Annotated in this window: 16 protein-coding genes and 1 tRNA gene; 9 read left to right on the forward strand and 8 right to left on the reverse strand. The window is 38.6% G+C overall.

Annotated elements, in window-relative coordinates; all coding sequences use genetic code 11:
* Positions 1–128: 128 nt before the first annotated feature.
* Positions 129–941 (forward strand): SDR family NAD(P)-dependent oxidoreductase, encoded by an 813-nt coding sequence (locus WAA15_RS09950; protein WP_337042587.1) that lies wholly within the window; start codon positions 129–131, stop codon positions 939–941.
* A gap of 23 nt (positions 942–964) precedes the next feature.
* Here WAA15_RS09950 and WAA15_RS09955 read toward each other — a convergent pair whose 3' ends face one another.
* The 5 genes from WAA15_RS09955 to WAA15_RS09975 all read right to left on the reverse strand — a co-directional run bounded on the left by WAA15_RS09955 (position 965) and on the right by WAA15_RS09975 (position 6508).
* A complete protein-coding gene (locus WAA15_RS09955) occupies positions 965–2122 on the reverse strand; it encodes an endonuclease/exonuclease/phosphatase family protein (RefSeq protein WP_337042588.1) in 1158 nt (385 codons plus the stop codon).
* A gap of 50 nt (positions 2123–2172) precedes the next feature.
* Positions 2173–3114, reverse strand: a complete 942-nt coding sequence (locus WAA15_RS09960; protein WP_337042589.1) for a hypothetical protein — start codon at positions 3112–3114, stop codon at positions 2173–2175.
* Between the two features lie 100 nt (positions 3115–3214).
* Positions 3215–4585 carry a HAMP domain-containing sensor histidine kinase gene (locus WAA15_RS09965; RefSeq protein ID WP_337042590.1) on the reverse strand — a complete coding sequence of 457 codons (1371 nt, stop codon included), beginning with the start codon at positions 4583–4585 and terminating at the stop codon, positions 3215–3217.
* Positions 4585–5265, reverse strand: a complete 681-nt coding sequence (locus WAA15_RS09970; protein ID WP_337042591.1) for a response regulator transcription factor — start codon at positions 5263–5265, stop codon at positions 4585–4587. Before WAA15_RS09970 ends, WAA15_RS09965 begins: the two co-directional genes overlap by 1 nt.
* 109 nt (positions 5266–5374) lie before the next feature.
* The gene (locus tag WAA15_RS09975; protein ID WP_337042592.1) at positions 5375–6508 is read right to left on the reverse strand and encodes a glycoside hydrolase family 88/105 protein; all 1134 of its coding nucleotides are present in this window, start codon (positions 6506–6508) and stop codon (positions 5375–5377) included.
* 116 nt (positions 6509–6624) lie between these two features.
* Between WAA15_RS09975 and trxA the strand changes: the two genes are divergently transcribed.
* Positions 6625–7104 (forward strand): thioredoxin, encoded by a 480-nt coding sequence (trxA, locus tag WAA15_RS09980; protein WP_337042593.1) that lies wholly within the window; start codon positions 6625–6627, stop codon positions 7102–7104.
* A 93-nt stretch (positions 7105–7197) separates the two neighbouring features.
* On the opposite strand, the gene WAA15_RS09985 is transcribed toward trxA, so the two are convergent.
* Together WAA15_RS09985 and WAA15_RS09990 are read right to left on the reverse strand one after the other, a co-directional pair.
* The gene (locus WAA15_RS09985; protein WP_337042594.1) at positions 7198–7350 is read right to left on the reverse strand and encodes a hypothetical protein; all 153 of its coding nucleotides are present in this window, start codon (positions 7348–7350) and stop codon (positions 7198–7200) included.
* Between the two features lie 215 nt (positions 7351–7565).
* Positions 7566–8894, reverse strand: a complete 1329-nt coding sequence (locus WAA15_RS09990; RefSeq protein WP_337042595.1) for a 4Fe-4S dicluster domain-containing protein — start codon at positions 8892–8894, stop codon at positions 7566–7568.
* Between the two features lie 192 nt (positions 8895–9086).
* Here WAA15_RS09990 and WAA15_RS09995 point away from each other — a divergent pair.
* A tRNA-Phe gene (locus WAA15_RS09995) sits at positions 9087–9159 on the forward strand.
* Between the two features lie 228 nt (positions 9160–9387).
* On the forward strand, positions 9388–10356 hold the full coding sequence (locus tag WAA15_RS10000; protein ID WP_337042596.1) for a tyrosine-type recombinase/integrase: 969 nt from the start codon (positions 9388–9390) through the stop codon (positions 10354–10356).
* A gap of 95 nt (positions 10357–10451) precedes the next feature.
* Here WAA15_RS10000 and WAA15_RS10005 read toward each other — a convergent pair whose 3' ends face one another.
* A complete protein-coding gene (locus tag WAA15_RS10005; RefSeq protein WP_337042597.1) occupies positions 10452–10721 on the reverse strand; it encodes a hypothetical protein in 270 nt (89 codons plus the stop codon).
* Positions 10722–11650: 929 nt separating this feature from the next.
* Between WAA15_RS10005 and cas6 (WAA15_RS10010) the strand changes: the two genes are divergently transcribed.
* From cas6 (WAA15_RS10010) to cas3, 5 genes are all read left to right on the forward strand, one after another.
* Positions 11651–12460, forward strand: coding sequence for a CRISPR-associated endoribonuclease Cas6 (cas6, locus tag WAA15_RS10010; protein ID WP_337042598.1), 810 nt, complete (start codon positions 11651–11653; stop codon positions 12458–12460).
* Positions 12461–12471: 11 nt separating this feature from the next.
* Entirely contained in the window at positions 12472–13395 is a 924-nt protein-coding gene (locus WAA15_RS10015; RefSeq protein WP_337042599.1) for a helix-turn-helix transcriptional regulator, read from the forward strand.
* Positions 13396–13467: 72 nt separating this feature from the next.
* On the forward strand, positions 13468–14133 hold the full coding sequence (cas6, locus tag WAA15_RS10020; protein ID WP_337042600.1) for a CRISPR-associated endoribonuclease Cas6: 666 nt from the start codon (positions 13468–13470) through the stop codon (positions 14131–14133).
* An 11-nt stretch (positions 14134–14144) separates the two neighbouring features.
* Positions 14145–14726, forward strand: coding sequence for a hypothetical protein (locus tag WAA15_RS10025; RefSeq protein WP_337042601.1), 582 nt, complete (start codon positions 14145–14147; stop codon positions 14724–14726).
* Entirely contained in the window at positions 14704–16896 is a 2193-nt protein-coding gene (gene cas3 / locus WAA15_RS10030; protein ID WP_337042602.1) for a CRISPR-associated helicase Cas3', read from the forward strand. Before WAA15_RS10025 ends, cas3 begins: the two co-directional genes overlap by 23 nt.

Here is a 16896-nt window from a genome sequence, read left to right on the forward strand (position 1 = left end):
AGTAATCTGCGGAGGTAGTTCGTTCTCTTGCATAAAATTCAAAAAACAAGGTTTATTTCAACGAATAAGTAGTTTTCGTTATTTTTGTTTAACAAGCAATCGGTATAAGGCATTTCAATTTTTATCTTATGAGCCAGTTAAAAGACAGCGTTTTTATTGTAACAGGGGCGGCCTCTGGTATTGGCAGAGCTTTGGCTATACAAGCGGCAGCAGCCGGAGCCAACGTAATAGCTACTGATATTAACGAGGCAGGGCTTAACGAAACCCTTAGCCAAGCACAAGGCAGAATTGAGAAATACCTGCTCGATGTTTCTGACGCTGAGCAAATCATAAATTTTGCCGACACCATCATTAAAAAATATTTCCACGAACGCCTCATTCTGGTAAACAATGCCGGCGTAGCCTTGTTTTCTGGCAGTTTTCTTGAAACTTCACTCACAGACTTCGAGTGGTTGCTGAATATTAACCTTTGGGGCGTAGTAAGGCTAACAAAGGCTTTTCTGAGGCACATGGTAAAACAGAATCAGGGGCATATCGTAAATATATCAAGCATTTTTGGCATTGTCGGAATGCCCAATAATTCGGCTTATGCTACGGCCAAATTCGGAGTAAAAGGCTTTTCAGATGTGCTAAAAGTAGAACTGCTGCGCACCAATATAAAAATATCGACCGTACACCCGGGCGGTATCAGAACAGGTATTGCGCGCAACTCTCGCTTAGGGCATACCAAAAATAACGCCGAAGGTAAAAAAGCTATCGAGACTTTTGAAAAAGCTGTACTGAAATTATCGCCCGAAGCCGCCGCGGCTATTATACTGAAAGGTATTGAGCAGAACAAAGCAAGAATTCTGGTAGGAAAAGATGCCAGAACCTTCGATATAATTGCCCGCTTGTTTCCGAACAACTATCATAAAGTTCTGGCGAAGATATTCAAATTCTAACCAAGCCAACAAATAGTTTTAGCTTAGCGGTGGGCCACCAGATTAGTGGGTTTATCCAGCGACTTCTTAAGTACATATTGGGCTACGACAGGGAAGTGGTCTGAAATCTTGATGCCCGACATCGTCTGACACGATTGCACCTTCCAGTCGGAACTAAAAAACTGTTGGTCAATTCTTACCCAGTAGGGGTGCCTGTTAAGGGTAAATCCTAAGCCTTGCCCAGCTTCTTCAAAGGCATTTTTAAAACTAAGGCTTAACTTTCCGTAAGTATAGCCAAAGGGTATCTCGTTGAAATCGCCACAGATAATAACCGGATATTTGCTACCCGATACGTATGATTCAACCTCTTTAATTTGCTCATGGCGTGCCTCAAACCCCTCTTTCAGGCGGCGGAAGGTATCATAAACCTCAAATGCAAATGCTTTTATATTACCACTTTTTAAGGCATCGGTAGCCTGATTAATACGCACGCCCATCGACCACAAATGTACGTTCACTATCCGAACGGTATCTTGTTCATAAGCAATATCGGCGCAGATAAAGCCATTAATGTTCGGTTGCCCTTTGCGGTCCCATATCTGGCTGTATTGGTTTACAATCGGGTACTGCGAAAACAAAGCCAACCCTATGTGCCTGTTGTGTTCAAATGGTGTAAGTTTTACCAGCTTATTGTTGTATTGGGTTTCAATGTTATCATTAGCCGAATATTCCTGAAAACAGGCAATATCAGCCTTGAGTGAGGGCCAGTTTACGGCATTGGCGTTGTCTTCGCCAAAGCTCTCGCTATTAAAACTTAACACCTTTAGCGCAGGTGCATCAGTAAATGTTGTTTTGCCATTGCCTATACCTACCATGCGTTTAATAATCGGGAAGGTCATCAGCACCCATATTAAACCCACCGAAGCTATCAGTTTCTGATTTTTATAGAGCAAGTAGCAACTAGCTATTAGCCCTACCAGAATAGCCACGGGTAGGCTCATCATAATAAAGCCTGTTAGCCAGTGGTCAAATATAGGATAATAACAAAAGGCCATAGCCATAAACAGGTAGCCCAGTGCTACATAAGAGCGTGGAAACTTCCTGAAAGCCCTGATACTTACTTTCAACCCCGCCATGGCTATTTCTCCGAAAGTCTGGAGCATAGCCAACACAAATATTTTAAATCCATGCAGTAAGACCATCTTTTAATACATTTTAGTGGTAGTAATTATCTGAACAGCAGTGCAAAAACCTATTTTATTTCAAAACTGCCTTTGCCTATCTTAAATCCTTCCGAGTATAGTTCAACTACATATTTGCCTGGGCTGTAAGGTGCGCTTTGTGCATATATAATTTCAACTCTCTGGTCGTTATTTTCAAATAATACTCCCTGTTTAACCGAATAACCAATTTCACTTCCTTCAAAATTAAGTACCCCTGAGGTAGCGTTGTCGCTTATTACACCCCCGTTGGTATCCAGAATCCTCACATAAATATCTTTGCGGTTCTTTATTGCTATCGGATTCGACGGCATAATGAAAGATATTCTTAAGCGATGAACCCGTGAGGCTTTAAAAGAATTTCCCTCTCTGACTCTCCCGTTCGACGATAAAGCCGCAACCTGCACACCAACTGCTTTCATGGATGAGGCCAGCGTTACTTGTTGCTGGAGATTATAGTTTTCAGCCGAATACTCAGCCACTGTTTGCGATAAATTCTCTTTATCGGTTTTCAGGTTGGCGTTTTCGTTGATAACCTCTAGTTTTTCCTGCTCTAGTGTTTCGGTGCGTTCTTTTAAGCGTGTGTTTTCTTCTTTTAGCAGATTGAAATCTCTTTCTTTCAGGCTAAGGAAATTTTCGTAATCTTTTATTTTTGAATTATACTTTTGTAGAGAGAAGTTCAGGTCTGACTTTAGCAGGCGTTTATCGTTTTCGAGTTGGGTTTTAATACGCTTCAATTCTGCAATATTGCCCCCTAGTTGTTTAATCTTGACTATCTTTTCGTCGAGTGCTTTCGAGATAGAATCGAGTTTAATTTGTGTGGCCGAAAGCTGTTCGACTTTCGTAGTTAACGATTCCTGAAGCTCAAAAGTTTCATTTCTTGCCCCAATGAACAAGTAACCCATCAGGGCCAGAATACCAATCAGTACGCCAAATGACACTTTAAGTAAGCCTTGATTATTGTTTGCCTCCATACCGTTCAACGTTAGTTTTAATACTTACAAAGGAAAACAGCCCAACTTAAATAGCCGTTAAATTGACTTTAAATTTACCTTAAAATTATGCTTAATGCCTTTAGCGTTTGAAAGAAAGGGTAAAAACAGTGCCGTTTGTGTCCGATTTTACATCGATTTCGCCTTGATGGAGGCGGATAATCTGCGCTACAATGGCAAGACCCACTCCATGGCCTTTAACCGCGCCTGCCGAAGCATTGCTGCGGTAGAATGGCTCAAAAATATACGGAAGGTCACGTTCGGGTATTACAGGCCCCTGATTAAAAAACGAAATAATAACTTCTTTTTCGGTAGCTACAAAGTTAACAATGGCCGTATGGTTGTCTGAAAACTTGCAGGCGTTATCTATCAAATTCATAAAGACCACTTTGATTGATGCCTCATTCCCCTGAATAATGAGGGCATCTTCGTTATCAGGAAAATCGGTAAAGTTTACCTGAATCTGGTATTCTTCATGCCACTTTTGTAACTGGCTTTTGGCTTCCCACAAGAGTTCGTCGAGCCGAATGGGTGCGTACTTAACGTTTTCGGCATTGGCCACTACCGTTGCCAGATTAAGCAAGGCGTTGGTTAGCTGTGTGAGTGTGCGGGTATCTTCCTGTAATGATTTAAGGCTACGCTCGTAGGCTTCGGGCGTGCGTTGTTGCATGAGGGTTATTTCAATCTGCGAATAGATTTTGGTAAGCGGGTTTTTTAGCTCGTGCGATACATTCGCGATAAACATTTTCTGGGTAATAAGGGCTTCTTCAACACGGTTAAGCATCTGGTTGAAAGTGGCTACAAGGGTGCCGATTTCATCGTCGGGGTTAGAGTATTCTACTCGTTTTTTTACATTACGCGGAAAAATCTGGTTTATCTGCCGGATAATATCAGATACAGGAGCTAATGCCCTATTAGCGAACATCCAGCCCGAAACCCCCAACATTAATATGCCTGCCAGTATCATTACCACCAGAATTTTCCGTAGGTCTTGCAGGGCATCTTTTCCGGTTTGGTCAATGGCACTCACAATTACCCAATTACCTTTGCCGGCATTGGTCAGGTGAATGCCCAGAATCTGGTAGTCGTCATGGCTGATGTAGGTGGTTGCCGAACCCGTGAGTATTCCGGGTAATAATTTCTGGTGAAAACTGGTGTCGGACGGGTGCGTAAAAAAAATAAACTGTTGAAGTTTTTCATTATAAACCGAGATACTCTCGTTCGTGAGTAGTTCTTTGTCTGACACATTTACGAGTTTGATTACGGTTGTATCAGCCGCCTGAATATCGAACAGTAGGGTGGTGGTAGTAATGGCACGGTCTTGCAGGCGTTTGAAGAAACGCTTTTCGAGGTATAGTTTACTGAAAAAATATACCCCCGACGAAAAAAGCAGAAGAATAGCCGTAACCAGCACTACAAACTGGTAGGTGAGCCGTGAGCGGATGTTTATCATCAGGCAATTACTTTAAGCACGTAGCCCATCCCGATTTGGGTATGAAGCAGTTTCGGCTCAAAATCTTTATCTATTTTCTTGCGCAAAAAATTTACGTATACTTCTATTACATTCGTGCCGGTGTCGAAAGTAACATCCCAGATTTTTTCAGCCAGTTCAGCTTTTGAAATAACCCTTCCCTGATTCCGTATAAAATATTCCAGCAAACCAAATTCTTTAGCCGTAAGAGTAATTTCCTGCCCTGCCCGTATAACTGTTTTGGTGTCGAGGTCCATTTCGAGGTCGGCTACTTTCAGCGTATTGGCTGTTTGCATAATACCGATATTACGGCGTGTTAAGGCTCTTACCCGCGCCATTAGCTCTTTAAACTCGAAAGGTTTGGCCAGATAGTCATCGGCTCCGGCATCCAGCCCTTCAATTTTATCGTCGGTAGTGCCTAAGGCAGTCAGTAGCAAAATAGGAGACACCACGCCTCCGTCGCGGAGTTTCCGGCAAAGTTCCAAGCCATTCATGCCGGGCAATATAATATCAGATATAATCAAGGCGTATGGGTGGCGTGTAGCTAACTGAAAACCCATGGCTCCGTCGTAGGCTATGTCAACCTCCCAGTGCTGTTCTTCCAGCCCCTGTTTAATAAGTTGAATAGTTCTTACCTCATCTTCAATTACCAAGATTTTCATAGCTATACGCGTTGTCTGCCATCAAAATTAGAAAATTAAATGGAAAACGCAGCTATCAGTTAGAAGCATAGCTGCGTTTTTCCCGAATTTTTATACCAAAACAGTAAAATTATCGCTTAATTTTACTTACCTCCGTACCAGCCAGCAGGAAACAACCCAGCCCGAAATCTTCAAAGTCGGGTACTTTGTCATAAGTTACAGGTTGGCCGTCTTTAGGTTCTTTACCTGTACCTTGCACAAAGCCCAGAAATCCATTCGGATGAATACAGTTGTTCAGAATAGCATAAATAGCTTTTGCCACTGGCGGATAAAACTTCTTACGGTCGAGCAGCCCTTTGTTAATACCCCATGCCATGCCATAAACAAACAATGAGGTGCCTGTGAGTTCTTTGCCGCCAAAATCGGTAGGGTCGGTCAGGCTTACATTCCAGAAACCATCAGTTCTTTGCAAGGGTAAGAGGGCGTTCATCATTTCCAGATACGTTTTTTCGTATTCTTGGCGGTGTGGCGCATCTTTAGGCATGATGTCAAGCACACGTACCAGAGCCGCTACTACCCAGCCATTCCCGCGTGACCAATAGCAGTTTTTTCCGTCAGGAGTTACATAAGGTGGGTCAAAGTCTTTGTCACGCCACCATAAGCCCTCGGCAGCATTATATAGACCTTTGTCGCCATGCTGAGTTTTGGTGTACATATACATTTCGTACATTTTTTCAAAATAGCGGTTGTCTTCATAAATAACGCCCAGCCTAGCCATTACAGGCATAGCCATCTGGAGGGCATCTACCCACCACCAGTCGTCTTTTTTGGGGCTATTCAGTAGGCTGTCAATCGATGCCTTAATATCACGGATACGTTCGGGCTGAGGGTCGAGCAGGTATAAATCAATATATGCCTGCCCACAGGCTTGGTCGTCGGCATTGCGGGTGGTTACTCCATTACGAAGGCCCCATTTGTGGGCTTCTCCCCAAGCTACTGCGTAGTCATAATACCGTTTTTGTTGGTCAATTTTGTAAAACTCCAGAAGGCCCTCATAATAGACGGCCCTCGTCCAGATATTACTTGGGCGGGTGCGGTCGGGGCGTACAATAGGTTTGGAAACATCGGGCCATTTCAGCATAAAATACTCATTAGCAAGCGCCATGGCCTTGAATAAGTCCTGATTTTTGGGAAGGCTCTGGGCAGATACCAAGCCCGTAGCCAATAAGAGTAGTGTTAGTAAAATAGAGGTGTATTTTTTCATACGCACTTAATGATTGCAAAATTCAGAAAGCCATGGAGTAAAACTTCGCCAGAAAATATGCACAAATATACAGGAAGAATCAGGCTTTTGGTAAAATAGACGTTACCTAAGCAAGAATGGCTGCTTGGGTAAAACATAAATACAGAATTAATATTTATGATGCAAAAGGCTTGTGGCTACCGAAAATCTGGCTAAAACAGGTTCGGAGCTATATTTGTAGAGGGTTTGTAATAAATAATTATTTTGCCGAAACCTTAGTGGCCGGTAATTTGTTGCTTAGAAAAAAACATACAACTATGACAGGTACTTTTGAAGAACTCATAGCCTCAGAGACCCCCATTCTGATAGATTTTTTTGCTGAATGGTGCGGGCCTTGCAAAGTATTATCTCCTACGCTTCAACAATTGGCAGAAGAAACCGGCGATAAGCTGAAAATTGTCAAGATTGATGTTGACAGAAACCCCAAACTAGCCTCAAAATATAAGGTATCGGGCGTGCCTACGCTTATGTTATTTCAGAACAGCGAACTAAAATGGCGTCAGTCGGGTGTGTTGTCACTACCACAACTGAAAAATGTTGTTCAGAAATTTACTTGATAAAAAAAGCAATATATCACACAGAGCTTTAAAGAGAGAGTCTTTAAGCCAGATAGATAATTTTCTTTGATTAAAGGAAAGCGTCCTACTAATTTATGATATTATTTCTTTTTCTATAATATCAGAGGTAGCCTGCTCAAAAACACGCTTGATACCATCAAATGCCCCGCTTACAACGGCCAATGGTAATAACAATGGCATAAATACTATCCATTGTAAAAACATGGATGAATTAAATTTTTTCATGAGAGGTTAGAGGCAAAATGCACAATTAGGCTAAAAATTAAGGCTTCTTAATTAATGATAGGCAAATTATATGCCACATCATATTTTTTAAAGCCTATGTAAAGTTAAAAAAAATATTTCCTAAGTGCAAAATGTTTAGGCATTAAAATAATTCAATACCATAAAAAAACTACTACTCTCGGCTGAAAATAGTAGTTTTTTTATTTAACGGTCAATTATTTTAGATTGTCTGCCCAGTTGAATCTGTCGCCGGGAGAAAATTTCCAGGGAGCCATATTATTTTCCAGATTTGAAAACATCATGTTCCATGAAGCCGGTGCCGACGATTCCTCCATGACTTTGTACCGGCGTAGTTGCAGAATAATATCAAGCGGTGAAATATTAACAGGGCATTCCTGAACGCAGGCGTTGCAGGTAGTGCAAGCCAGAATTTCTTCTTCCAGAATGTAGTCGCCCAGCAGGGTTTTGCCGTCGTCATAGTCTTCTCCGTTTTTGAGCCAGCCTTTCTGAATATCTTCCAGTCTGTCACGCGTGTCCATCATGATTTTGCGTGGCGATAATTTTTTGCCTGTAATGTTGGCAGGGCAAGCCGAGGTGCATCGGCCGCACTCGGTGCAGCTATAAGCGTCCATAAGGTTTTTCCAACTTAAATCTCTTACATCTTTTGCGCCAAAACGACCTACTTCGGCAGGGGTTTCGTCGGGTTGGTCAAGGCCAAGCATAATTTTCACCTCTTTGGTTACAGCAGGCATATTGGGCATTTCGCCTTTAGGCTTGAGGTTAGAAAAATAAGTGTTCGGAAACGCCAGAAAAATATGCAGATGTTTAGAATAAGTAACATACAAGGCAAAACCCATAATGCCCAGAATATGGAACCACCATGCGGCACGTTCGTAAACGATGAGGGTGTCGGTACTCCAGCCGCTGAATAAGGGTTGAAGCCATTGACTGATGGCAAAGCTACCTGTGAGGGCTTCGGCATAATGCCCGACCCCTCTGGCTTGCAGCAAAGAGTCTACGGCATTCATGCTTAGGAATGCCCACATCAGCAAGATTTCTATGGTTAAAATCAGGTTTGCGTCTGTACGGGGCCATGTTTTCATTTCTCGGTGCCGGCTTTCCTGAAAGCGTTGTACTTTCACTACGTTGCGTCTGAGCAAAAAGATTACACAAACCGACAGCACGCCTAAGGCCAGTATTTCAAAGAAATTGATGAGAAAATAATAAAACCCACCCAGAAAAGGAAAAAAAAGCCGGTGTGTACCAAGAATACCATCGAGTACTATTTCCAGTACTTCGATATTAATAATCAGGAAACCTGCATAAATAATGAAGTGCATGAATCCTACGAGGGGTCGGTTAAACATTTTCTTTTGCCCGAACGCAATCAGGAGCATAGTTTTCAGGCGTTCGGCGGGTTGGTCTGTACGGTCTTCGGCACGCCCAAGTTGAATAGTTTTTTTGATAAGGATTACCCGACGGCTAATAAAATAGGCCGCTACGCCAAGTGCAATAACAAACAAGACTTGTGACAGGATTTGCATAGTATTCGGTTTTGTTACAAAAAGTCGTTTTACGCGCTATATTAGTATGCAAGCATACCATTACAAATATAGTCAAATTTTGGATAAAGCAAGAGTAAAGAAAATTTTTAAGATTTTTTTTGCAAGAAATTTGTAGTTAAAAAGTTTTTGTCTAATTTTGCAGTCCCAAACAACGGGGAATGGTGGTAATAAGGTAATGTAGCTCAGTTGGTAGAGCAAAGGACTGAAAATCCTTGTGTCGGCGGTTCGATTCCGTCCATTACCACAAACAAACGCAAGTGTCTTATAATGAGGTACTTGCGTTTGTTCATTTAAGGGAGTTTGATATTGAAGAATTGACCACCGTGAAACTTTGCAAACTTAATGATTGCGGGGGAGATGTGACAAAAGATGGTTTATTGACTACGGATTATTCAATCAGATACGAAAAAAACTAGAAACCAAAAGAATTTGGCTGCCGACTAACCCCCAAAATGCTGATTATCACTATCAGTTGGCCAAAGAATTATCTACTAAAATTGACAAGAAGTTGCAAAAGGGCATTATCTACGAACCGCCCAAAAAGGAAAAGAAGAAAGAACTCAAAAACTTTTTAGAAATCTCCGATAAAGTTTTATCCGATTTAGTTATCTCAAACGAAATAAGACCCAAATCTAAAAAGACCTACTTTTCTGCCTGTAAACTTTTAAATGCTTATTTGGCTAAAAAATCTCTCTCAATATCTGACATCAATCATTCTATGATTTCAGATTTTACTAAAAGCCTTCAAAAATCTACTTCATACAAAAAAACAACAGTTTCACATCTAAAAGCCGTTTTCACTCACTTAGCAAAAAGTAGCCTAATCGAATTTAATTATTTCAAGGACTATGAAGATAAACTAAAGGTTACAGAATCAGATTTAAACTATCCTTTCTCAGATTATGAAAAAGCCATTATTGAAGACCATCTACAAGCGAACAATCCTGCTTTATATGCTTTGACAAGGTTCATATTTTACGCATTTATAAGATCAACCGAATTGATTAACCTTAAAATTAAAGATATAGATTTAAGAACGCGAACTATTAAAGTAAGTGGGGAAATATCGAAAAATAAAAGGACAGAAACTGTACCTATAATAAAGCCACTATTAGATATTATTATTGAAAATAAGATAATGCAGAATCCAAGTGATTATTACATTTTTGGTGAAGACTGCAAACCATCCAAAACGAAATTAGGACTTAACACAGCAACTAATCTACACAGGGATATGCTAAAGCGATTAGGCATCTACGTTCATCGTGCTACTGTTCTTTACTCATGGAAGCATACAGGAAACATCTTTGCTTATTTGGCAGGGGTTGATATAAAGCTAATTCAAAAAATGAATAGGCACGCATCCTTAGAGACTACCGAAATTTATCTGAGAAAACTTGGGTTGTTTTTAGAGAAGAAAGCTTATGATGCGAGTTGGTAGAATTTTTGAGCAGCACTTAGATATAATGTTATATAAATTAAACACAAATCAAATATAAATTATATTTGATTTGTGTTTAGAAGGTAATAGTTAAATTACTTTTTTCCACCCCTATAGTGTCCTGCTTTATAGGCATTCTTATTTCCGTTCTTTCTTCTTTCCTCTTTAGGGTTATCCCCGAGCCAATACCCAAGAGCACCAACAATAGCGCCCCCAACAGGGCCTCCAATTGCTGTGCCTATTACTACTCCAGTTGCTGTTGACGCAGTTCTATTTGTTCCTCCTGACGGTGGATTAAATTTCTTTTTTCTTCTATCATCTTCCCCTTTATGATAGTTTTTGCTTTTTTCTTGGCGATTGCTCATAATTTTTGTTGGTTTATAAAATTAGAAATGGAAGTAGAAATCGGTATAAAAATCTTTATTTGAAGGTATATTGATTTTTCTTAAAAAACAAATTTTTGAAGTTATTTTTAGGGATTTTTTTTAATTATGGATTGAGTATTGATATTTTAACTTTCATGATTACTTCCCAGTATTATTTTTCGTTATAAATTTTCGCAACTAAAGAAAAAAGCAAAAATCCAAAATATAATATTTGGTATTAGTAAGAGAGTTTAAAATAATATTCTGTATAGCATAGTAAAACCCGATTGTTCATTGCTGTAATCGGGCTTTTTCTTTAGTTAATATTCTGTATTAGTTAATAACACAAAAAAAGTCTCCTCATTTTAACTTTCTGTCTTTCTACATGTAAAACACTTATAGTCAATATATTATATATAAAAGTAGAAAGATAATATCAAGATTTTAAAAGCACTTATATAACCAAAAATGCCTGTAAGATTCTGAAAATCACCTACTTACAGGCATTTTTATTGAGTACTGTTTTTGTATGTAGATTGTAGAAACTTAACCGTGAAGATGCTATGAAATGTAGAAACTTATCTTTCTACACTTTTGCTTTTGTCTTTATTTAAGATACCCCTATTTTCCCCCTCCCTTCGACCCCCGAAAAACCCCCATTAATTTAGCCTTAACCCGTAAGAACCATCAGCTTTGCCCACTGGCTAAGCGTTCAAATATTAAAGTCAGATATCCTAAAATCAATACTGACTATTGTGAACCCTTTATTGTAGAAATACAACAGTCAAAGTAGATAGAATTGAGATTTCTAACCTATCCCAACAAATTATCTTTCTTGATGGATGAAATCAAATAGAAACAAATTTTCCTCTTAAAACTTGATAGTCTGAACAATCAATCCTAATATTGAATAACAAAACAACCTGCTGATGCGATTTAGATTGACGTTACGACCTCAAACCTCCCGACAGAAACTTACACTTAATTATAATTATCCGTTTTCAAGTCGGGTATATGCCCATATTCATGAATCTGATGCTGATTATTCTGCTTTTCTGCACCAGCATGGGTATCAGCTGCAGAATTCGGCCAAGACTTTTAAGCACTTCACTTTTTCAAAATTCGACATACCGCACAAAGCCAGACCTATTGAAAAGGGTGAGGATTTTATTCTGCTTTCTGACCAACCTATATACATTACAGTTTCATTCTTTATTGATAAAGCTGCCGAGGATTTTATTGTCGGGTTTTTCAAAAATCAGCGCATCAGTATTTATAATAAAAAATATCAGGCAGATTTCGTGATAGAGTCTGTTGAGTCATTGGCGATACCTCTTGCGGATGCTACTACAAAGCGATATAGAGCTACCTCACCTATGGTGATTGCTGAGAAACGCGCCGACGGCAATGATGACTATCTACCGCCTACTGATCCCAAATTTGCCCGATATTTTGCCATTAATCTGCTCGACAAATATGAGTCTGTTTATGGTAAAGGCATACAAATGGATAATACCAGCCTCGAAAAGCTCATCAATTTTAAACTGGTTGACACGGATAAGATGCGGTCGAAACTGATTGCCATCAAGCAGGGCCGGGACGATGAAACCAGAATAAGGGGCTATGAAAACTTTGTTTTTGAGCTGAATGCCCCTCCACAGATAGTAGAAGTAGGCTTTTACGGCGGTTTTGGCAAATTTACCTCGTCGGCAGGGATGGGGTTTTGTGACATACTATAAACAACAGGCTGATGAACGTTTTTCATGATAATAGCCCCAGAAACAGGCTTCTGAGTGTTCTAAGAAATTTACTGGAACAACCTTATTACTATAAGATAAAGATGCTGGCTGCCAAATATGGGGTAAGCACCGATTCTATTAAAAATGATTTTGAGGAGCTAAAGAATGCTTATTTTCTGGTTGAGCACGATAAACAAAATAGGTATGCCATTGCTCCTGGTCAGTCGGCAGAATACCTTGAAGATGTACTGTTTTTTACGGAGTCAGAGAAGGATTTTTTGTTAACTGCCCTGATTCAGGCCAATGCAACAGATAAACGTCTGGAGAAAATAAGAGCCAAACTAGAAACGATTTATGATGTATCAAAACTGGGGAGCAGCCTATTCTCAAAGACTTTTCTTACCAAAGCCAATTTGCTTGAACAGGCCAAAAAACAAAAACGAGTAGTACAATTAGTCAACTATCGCTCGACGATGAGCAGTAAGGTAAGTGACCGACTGGTAGAGCCTTTCAACATCAGTATAAAAGAAGATATACTTCATGCTTTTGATTTAGGCAAACAGGAAATACGGCATTTCAGGATTTCGAGAATTGAGAAGGTAAAAGTATTAGATGCTTCATGGAAGCATCAAGGTAAGCATTATGTGGCTGCCACGGACCCATTCAGGATTGTGAGCGACCAGCAGGTGTTTGTGCATCTGAAACTAAAGACGGGAGCCCTGAACGAATTGATAGAACGCTTCCCGTTGGCTCAGGCGTATATACAGCCTTGTGCCGAACAAGATGACTTGTATGATTTTGCCTGCAAAGTGAATGATAAATTCTTGGGGCTGGCCAATTTTATTCTTGGGTACTATGCACACATTGAGGCGATTATTGAGCCGGAATCATTGATTGAACATATAAGGAGGAAGAGTAGGGAGATAAGATTTTAGTTTTTTTAGTGGTGGGGTAAATATTGCCCTAGTTAGGGGTTTAGGTTTGGAACATAAAAATTATTTATAATCATGAGATTACACATTCACCTATCAAGAAATAAAGAGGTAGTACCTTTTAACTACCAAGAACGGCAAGTTAGTAAACTGCACTATTGGCTAGGCAAAAATGAAATTCATAACAAACAATCTCTTTATTCATTCTCATGGCTTAAAAATGGGGAGCAAAGAGGGGAAAAAGGGCTTATGTTTACTAATGGTAGCCAGTATTTTATTAGCTGTTTTGATAATAATCTTATTAAACAGATTATTAAAAGCATTCAAGCAGATAACGATTTTGGATGGGGTATGAAGATTATTTCTTTAAGCCTTGAGAAAGAACCAACATTTAATACTGAACATTCTTTTTCTGTTGGTAGTCCTGTTTTTATTAAACGGCTTCAATTGGAAAGTAAAAACTCTAAGTTTTACTTCTATAACGATATTGAAGCTAATCTTTTTCTAACGCAGACACTTACTAATAAACTCAAACAAGCTGGCCTTCCAAGTAGTGATATTGAAGTAAGATTTGATGAATCTTTTCCCAATCCGCACATTAAAGGTTGCATGTATAAGGGAGTTAAAAATAAAGGTTCAATTTGTCCAATAATTATAAAAGGTACACCAGAACAACTTGCTTTTGCTTGGAATGTAGGTGTTGGCAATTCAACAGGGATTGGTTTTGGCTCATTAATCTAAAAATTAAGCTTATGGAAAAATATTATGTAGTAAAATATAGTGGACAATTCGGATTTATAAAGCCGTGGACTGCGGTAAGAGATAGCGAAACTTTCTCTCAGCAATTTTTAACACCATCTATTGTGGAGGGAATAGAGAAGAAGTTGTTTCCGGAGTTGCTTGCTGAAAAATATAATGGAAAAATTGAGAAAATAAAACGTTATCGACTCAACTATCAAGGACTTGATATTCAACAAGAAAGGACTTGGTCCAAAGGCGGATTTACTGCAAATAAAGAAAAAGGTATTTGGAAAACCAATTTAGGGATTTTAAATAGAGGCGTTATGCTTAATCCTAATTTGTATTTGGCTTTTGATAATAGGGATGATGCCTTAACTGCACTATCACAAACCGTTTGTCTGTGTCGAAATGAAGATTTGTTGTTTCCTATCGAACTTTTGGAATTTAGCAGTATAGAATTTGATGAAATTGAAGGATTTGAACTTGTTTTTACAGATGTAGAAAATGGGTTTAAAGTAGGACACAATCGTTATAATAATGCTACGGAAATGTTTGGAGAATTAAGAGTATTTGGAAACCCTATTAGAAGTTAATATGCTACCTCTCAACAAAATATTGGCTAAAAGTATCAATTATGGGAGTTTAACATTATTGGAGCATACCCAACAAGTATCTAAAGCCATAGAGTTATTTGCTCAAAAATATGCCTTCAATTTTGATGTTGAAATTGCTAAAAAAGGAGCTATATTACATGATTTGGGGAAGGCACATCCACATTTTCAAAGAAAAATCAATAAAATAAATGGTACTACCCTTGTTGAAAATAGAGAATGGGATTTTACACATCGCCACGAAATATCATCTTTGGCTTTTTTACCATGTTTTCCTTCCTATGAATGGGATTCTTTGATTGATTTAGTCGTTGCTCATCATAAATCAATTCAAGATGACCCAACAGGAAGAGGAATTTTAGATTTAATGCAAAAAGAAGGTGATGAAATGATTGATAATCATTTAAAAGATTGGGAAATCTGGTATCCTTATGGGATTCAAATTTTACAGTATTTTCAATTGCCTACAGTTGCTATTTCAAGAAAAGATGCAGAAAACGCTATTCTTTATGCTGTCAAGTATTGCAAAAAGAAAAGTTTTAATTTTTCTCCTGCGCGTGGTTTGTTAAAATCTGCCGACCATTTTGCCTCCGCATTTATGCATTCGACAGAAGAAAAATTAAAACCACTTTTTGAGAGACCAGATTTAGCTTATTATCATGATGAAAAGCGAAAAAGTGATATTTATCCACTTTCTCAAATTTCAACTAATGATTCTCGAAGACATACTTTAGTTGTTGCCTCAACAGGTGCGGGTAAAACTGATTTTCTTTTGCGTAGATGCTATGGGCGAGTTTTTTATACTCTCCCATTTCAAGCAAGTATTAATGCTATGTGGGAACGTATATGCAAAACAGTACCCAATAAAGACATTCGTTTACTTCATGCTACCTCTAAAATAATAGCTAGAGGAAAAATTGATGAACAAATTTTACAGCCTTTGGCAGGTTCAGCAATTAAAGTGCTTACTCCGCACCAATTAGCCGCTATTATCTTTGGTACTTCTGGTTTTGAAACTATGATTTTAGATTTAGAGGGGACTGATGTAATCCTGGATGAGATTCATACATATTCTGACTATTCAAGAAGCATGGTGTTAGAAATTGTAAAGACCTTACTAAGATTTAATTGCAGAATTCATATTGGTACTGCTACAATGCCAAGTATTTTATATAACGAACTTAAGAAGATTTTAGGGGGTGAAGATAATGTTTATGAAGTAAAACTATCTGATGAAATCTTAGATACATTTAATAGACATCAAGTATCAAAAATTGAAAATGAAGATATCATTCCTGATATTCTAAGCAAAGCTTTTGACGATAAAGAAAAGGTTTTGATGGTTTATAACACCATTAATAAAGCACAAGACGCTTATATGGATTTTAAGAAAAAATTTCCTGCAATAGATATGATGCTAATTCATAGCCGATTTAGAAGAGGTGATAGAGTTGATTTAGAAACCCGGCTGAAAACTGAATTTAATGGAGACGGTAGTGAAATATATGGAAATGGTTTAACGCCTTGTCTGGTAATCTCTACCCAAGTTGTAGAAGTAAGTCTTGATATAAGTTTCGATAGAATGATAACGCAAGCTGCCCCGTTAGATGGACTTATACAGAGATTTGGGCGGGTAAACAGGAAACGAAGCAAAGACACTATTGGAAAATATAAACCTGTGCATGTAATAAAACCCATTGGTAATGTTTTGCCCTATAAGATGGAGATAGTTAGAGCAAGTTATGAGCAACTTCCAGATAATTTTGATGTACTTGAAGAACACACACTACAAAAAAAAATTGATGAAGTATTCCCTTCATTAGATTTAAAGGCAATAGAAACACACCTTATTTATAGAGATAATGGCTATACTATTAAAGAATTGACAAATTATAAAAAAGCTGTGATTGTTGAGGCATTGGAAATTGAAAGTGCTACTTGTATTCTGGAGTGTGATAGAGATAAATACCTAACTGCTAACTGGGAAGAACGAATTATGATGGAAATACCAGTGAATTACAAAACTATTACAAGACAAAAAATGAAATACGAACAGTTAGAAATTGGTGCTTACCCATTTGTAGTACCACAGGAAGAAGAAATGTATAAAATATTAGGCTTACAATTAGTCGAACATAATCCCTTTTTATAG

Origin of the sequence: Emticicia sp. 17c (assembly GCF_037153985.1) — a bacterium.
Taxonomy (GTDB): Bacteria; Bacteroidota; Bacteroidia; order Cytophagales; family Spirosomataceae; genus Emticicia.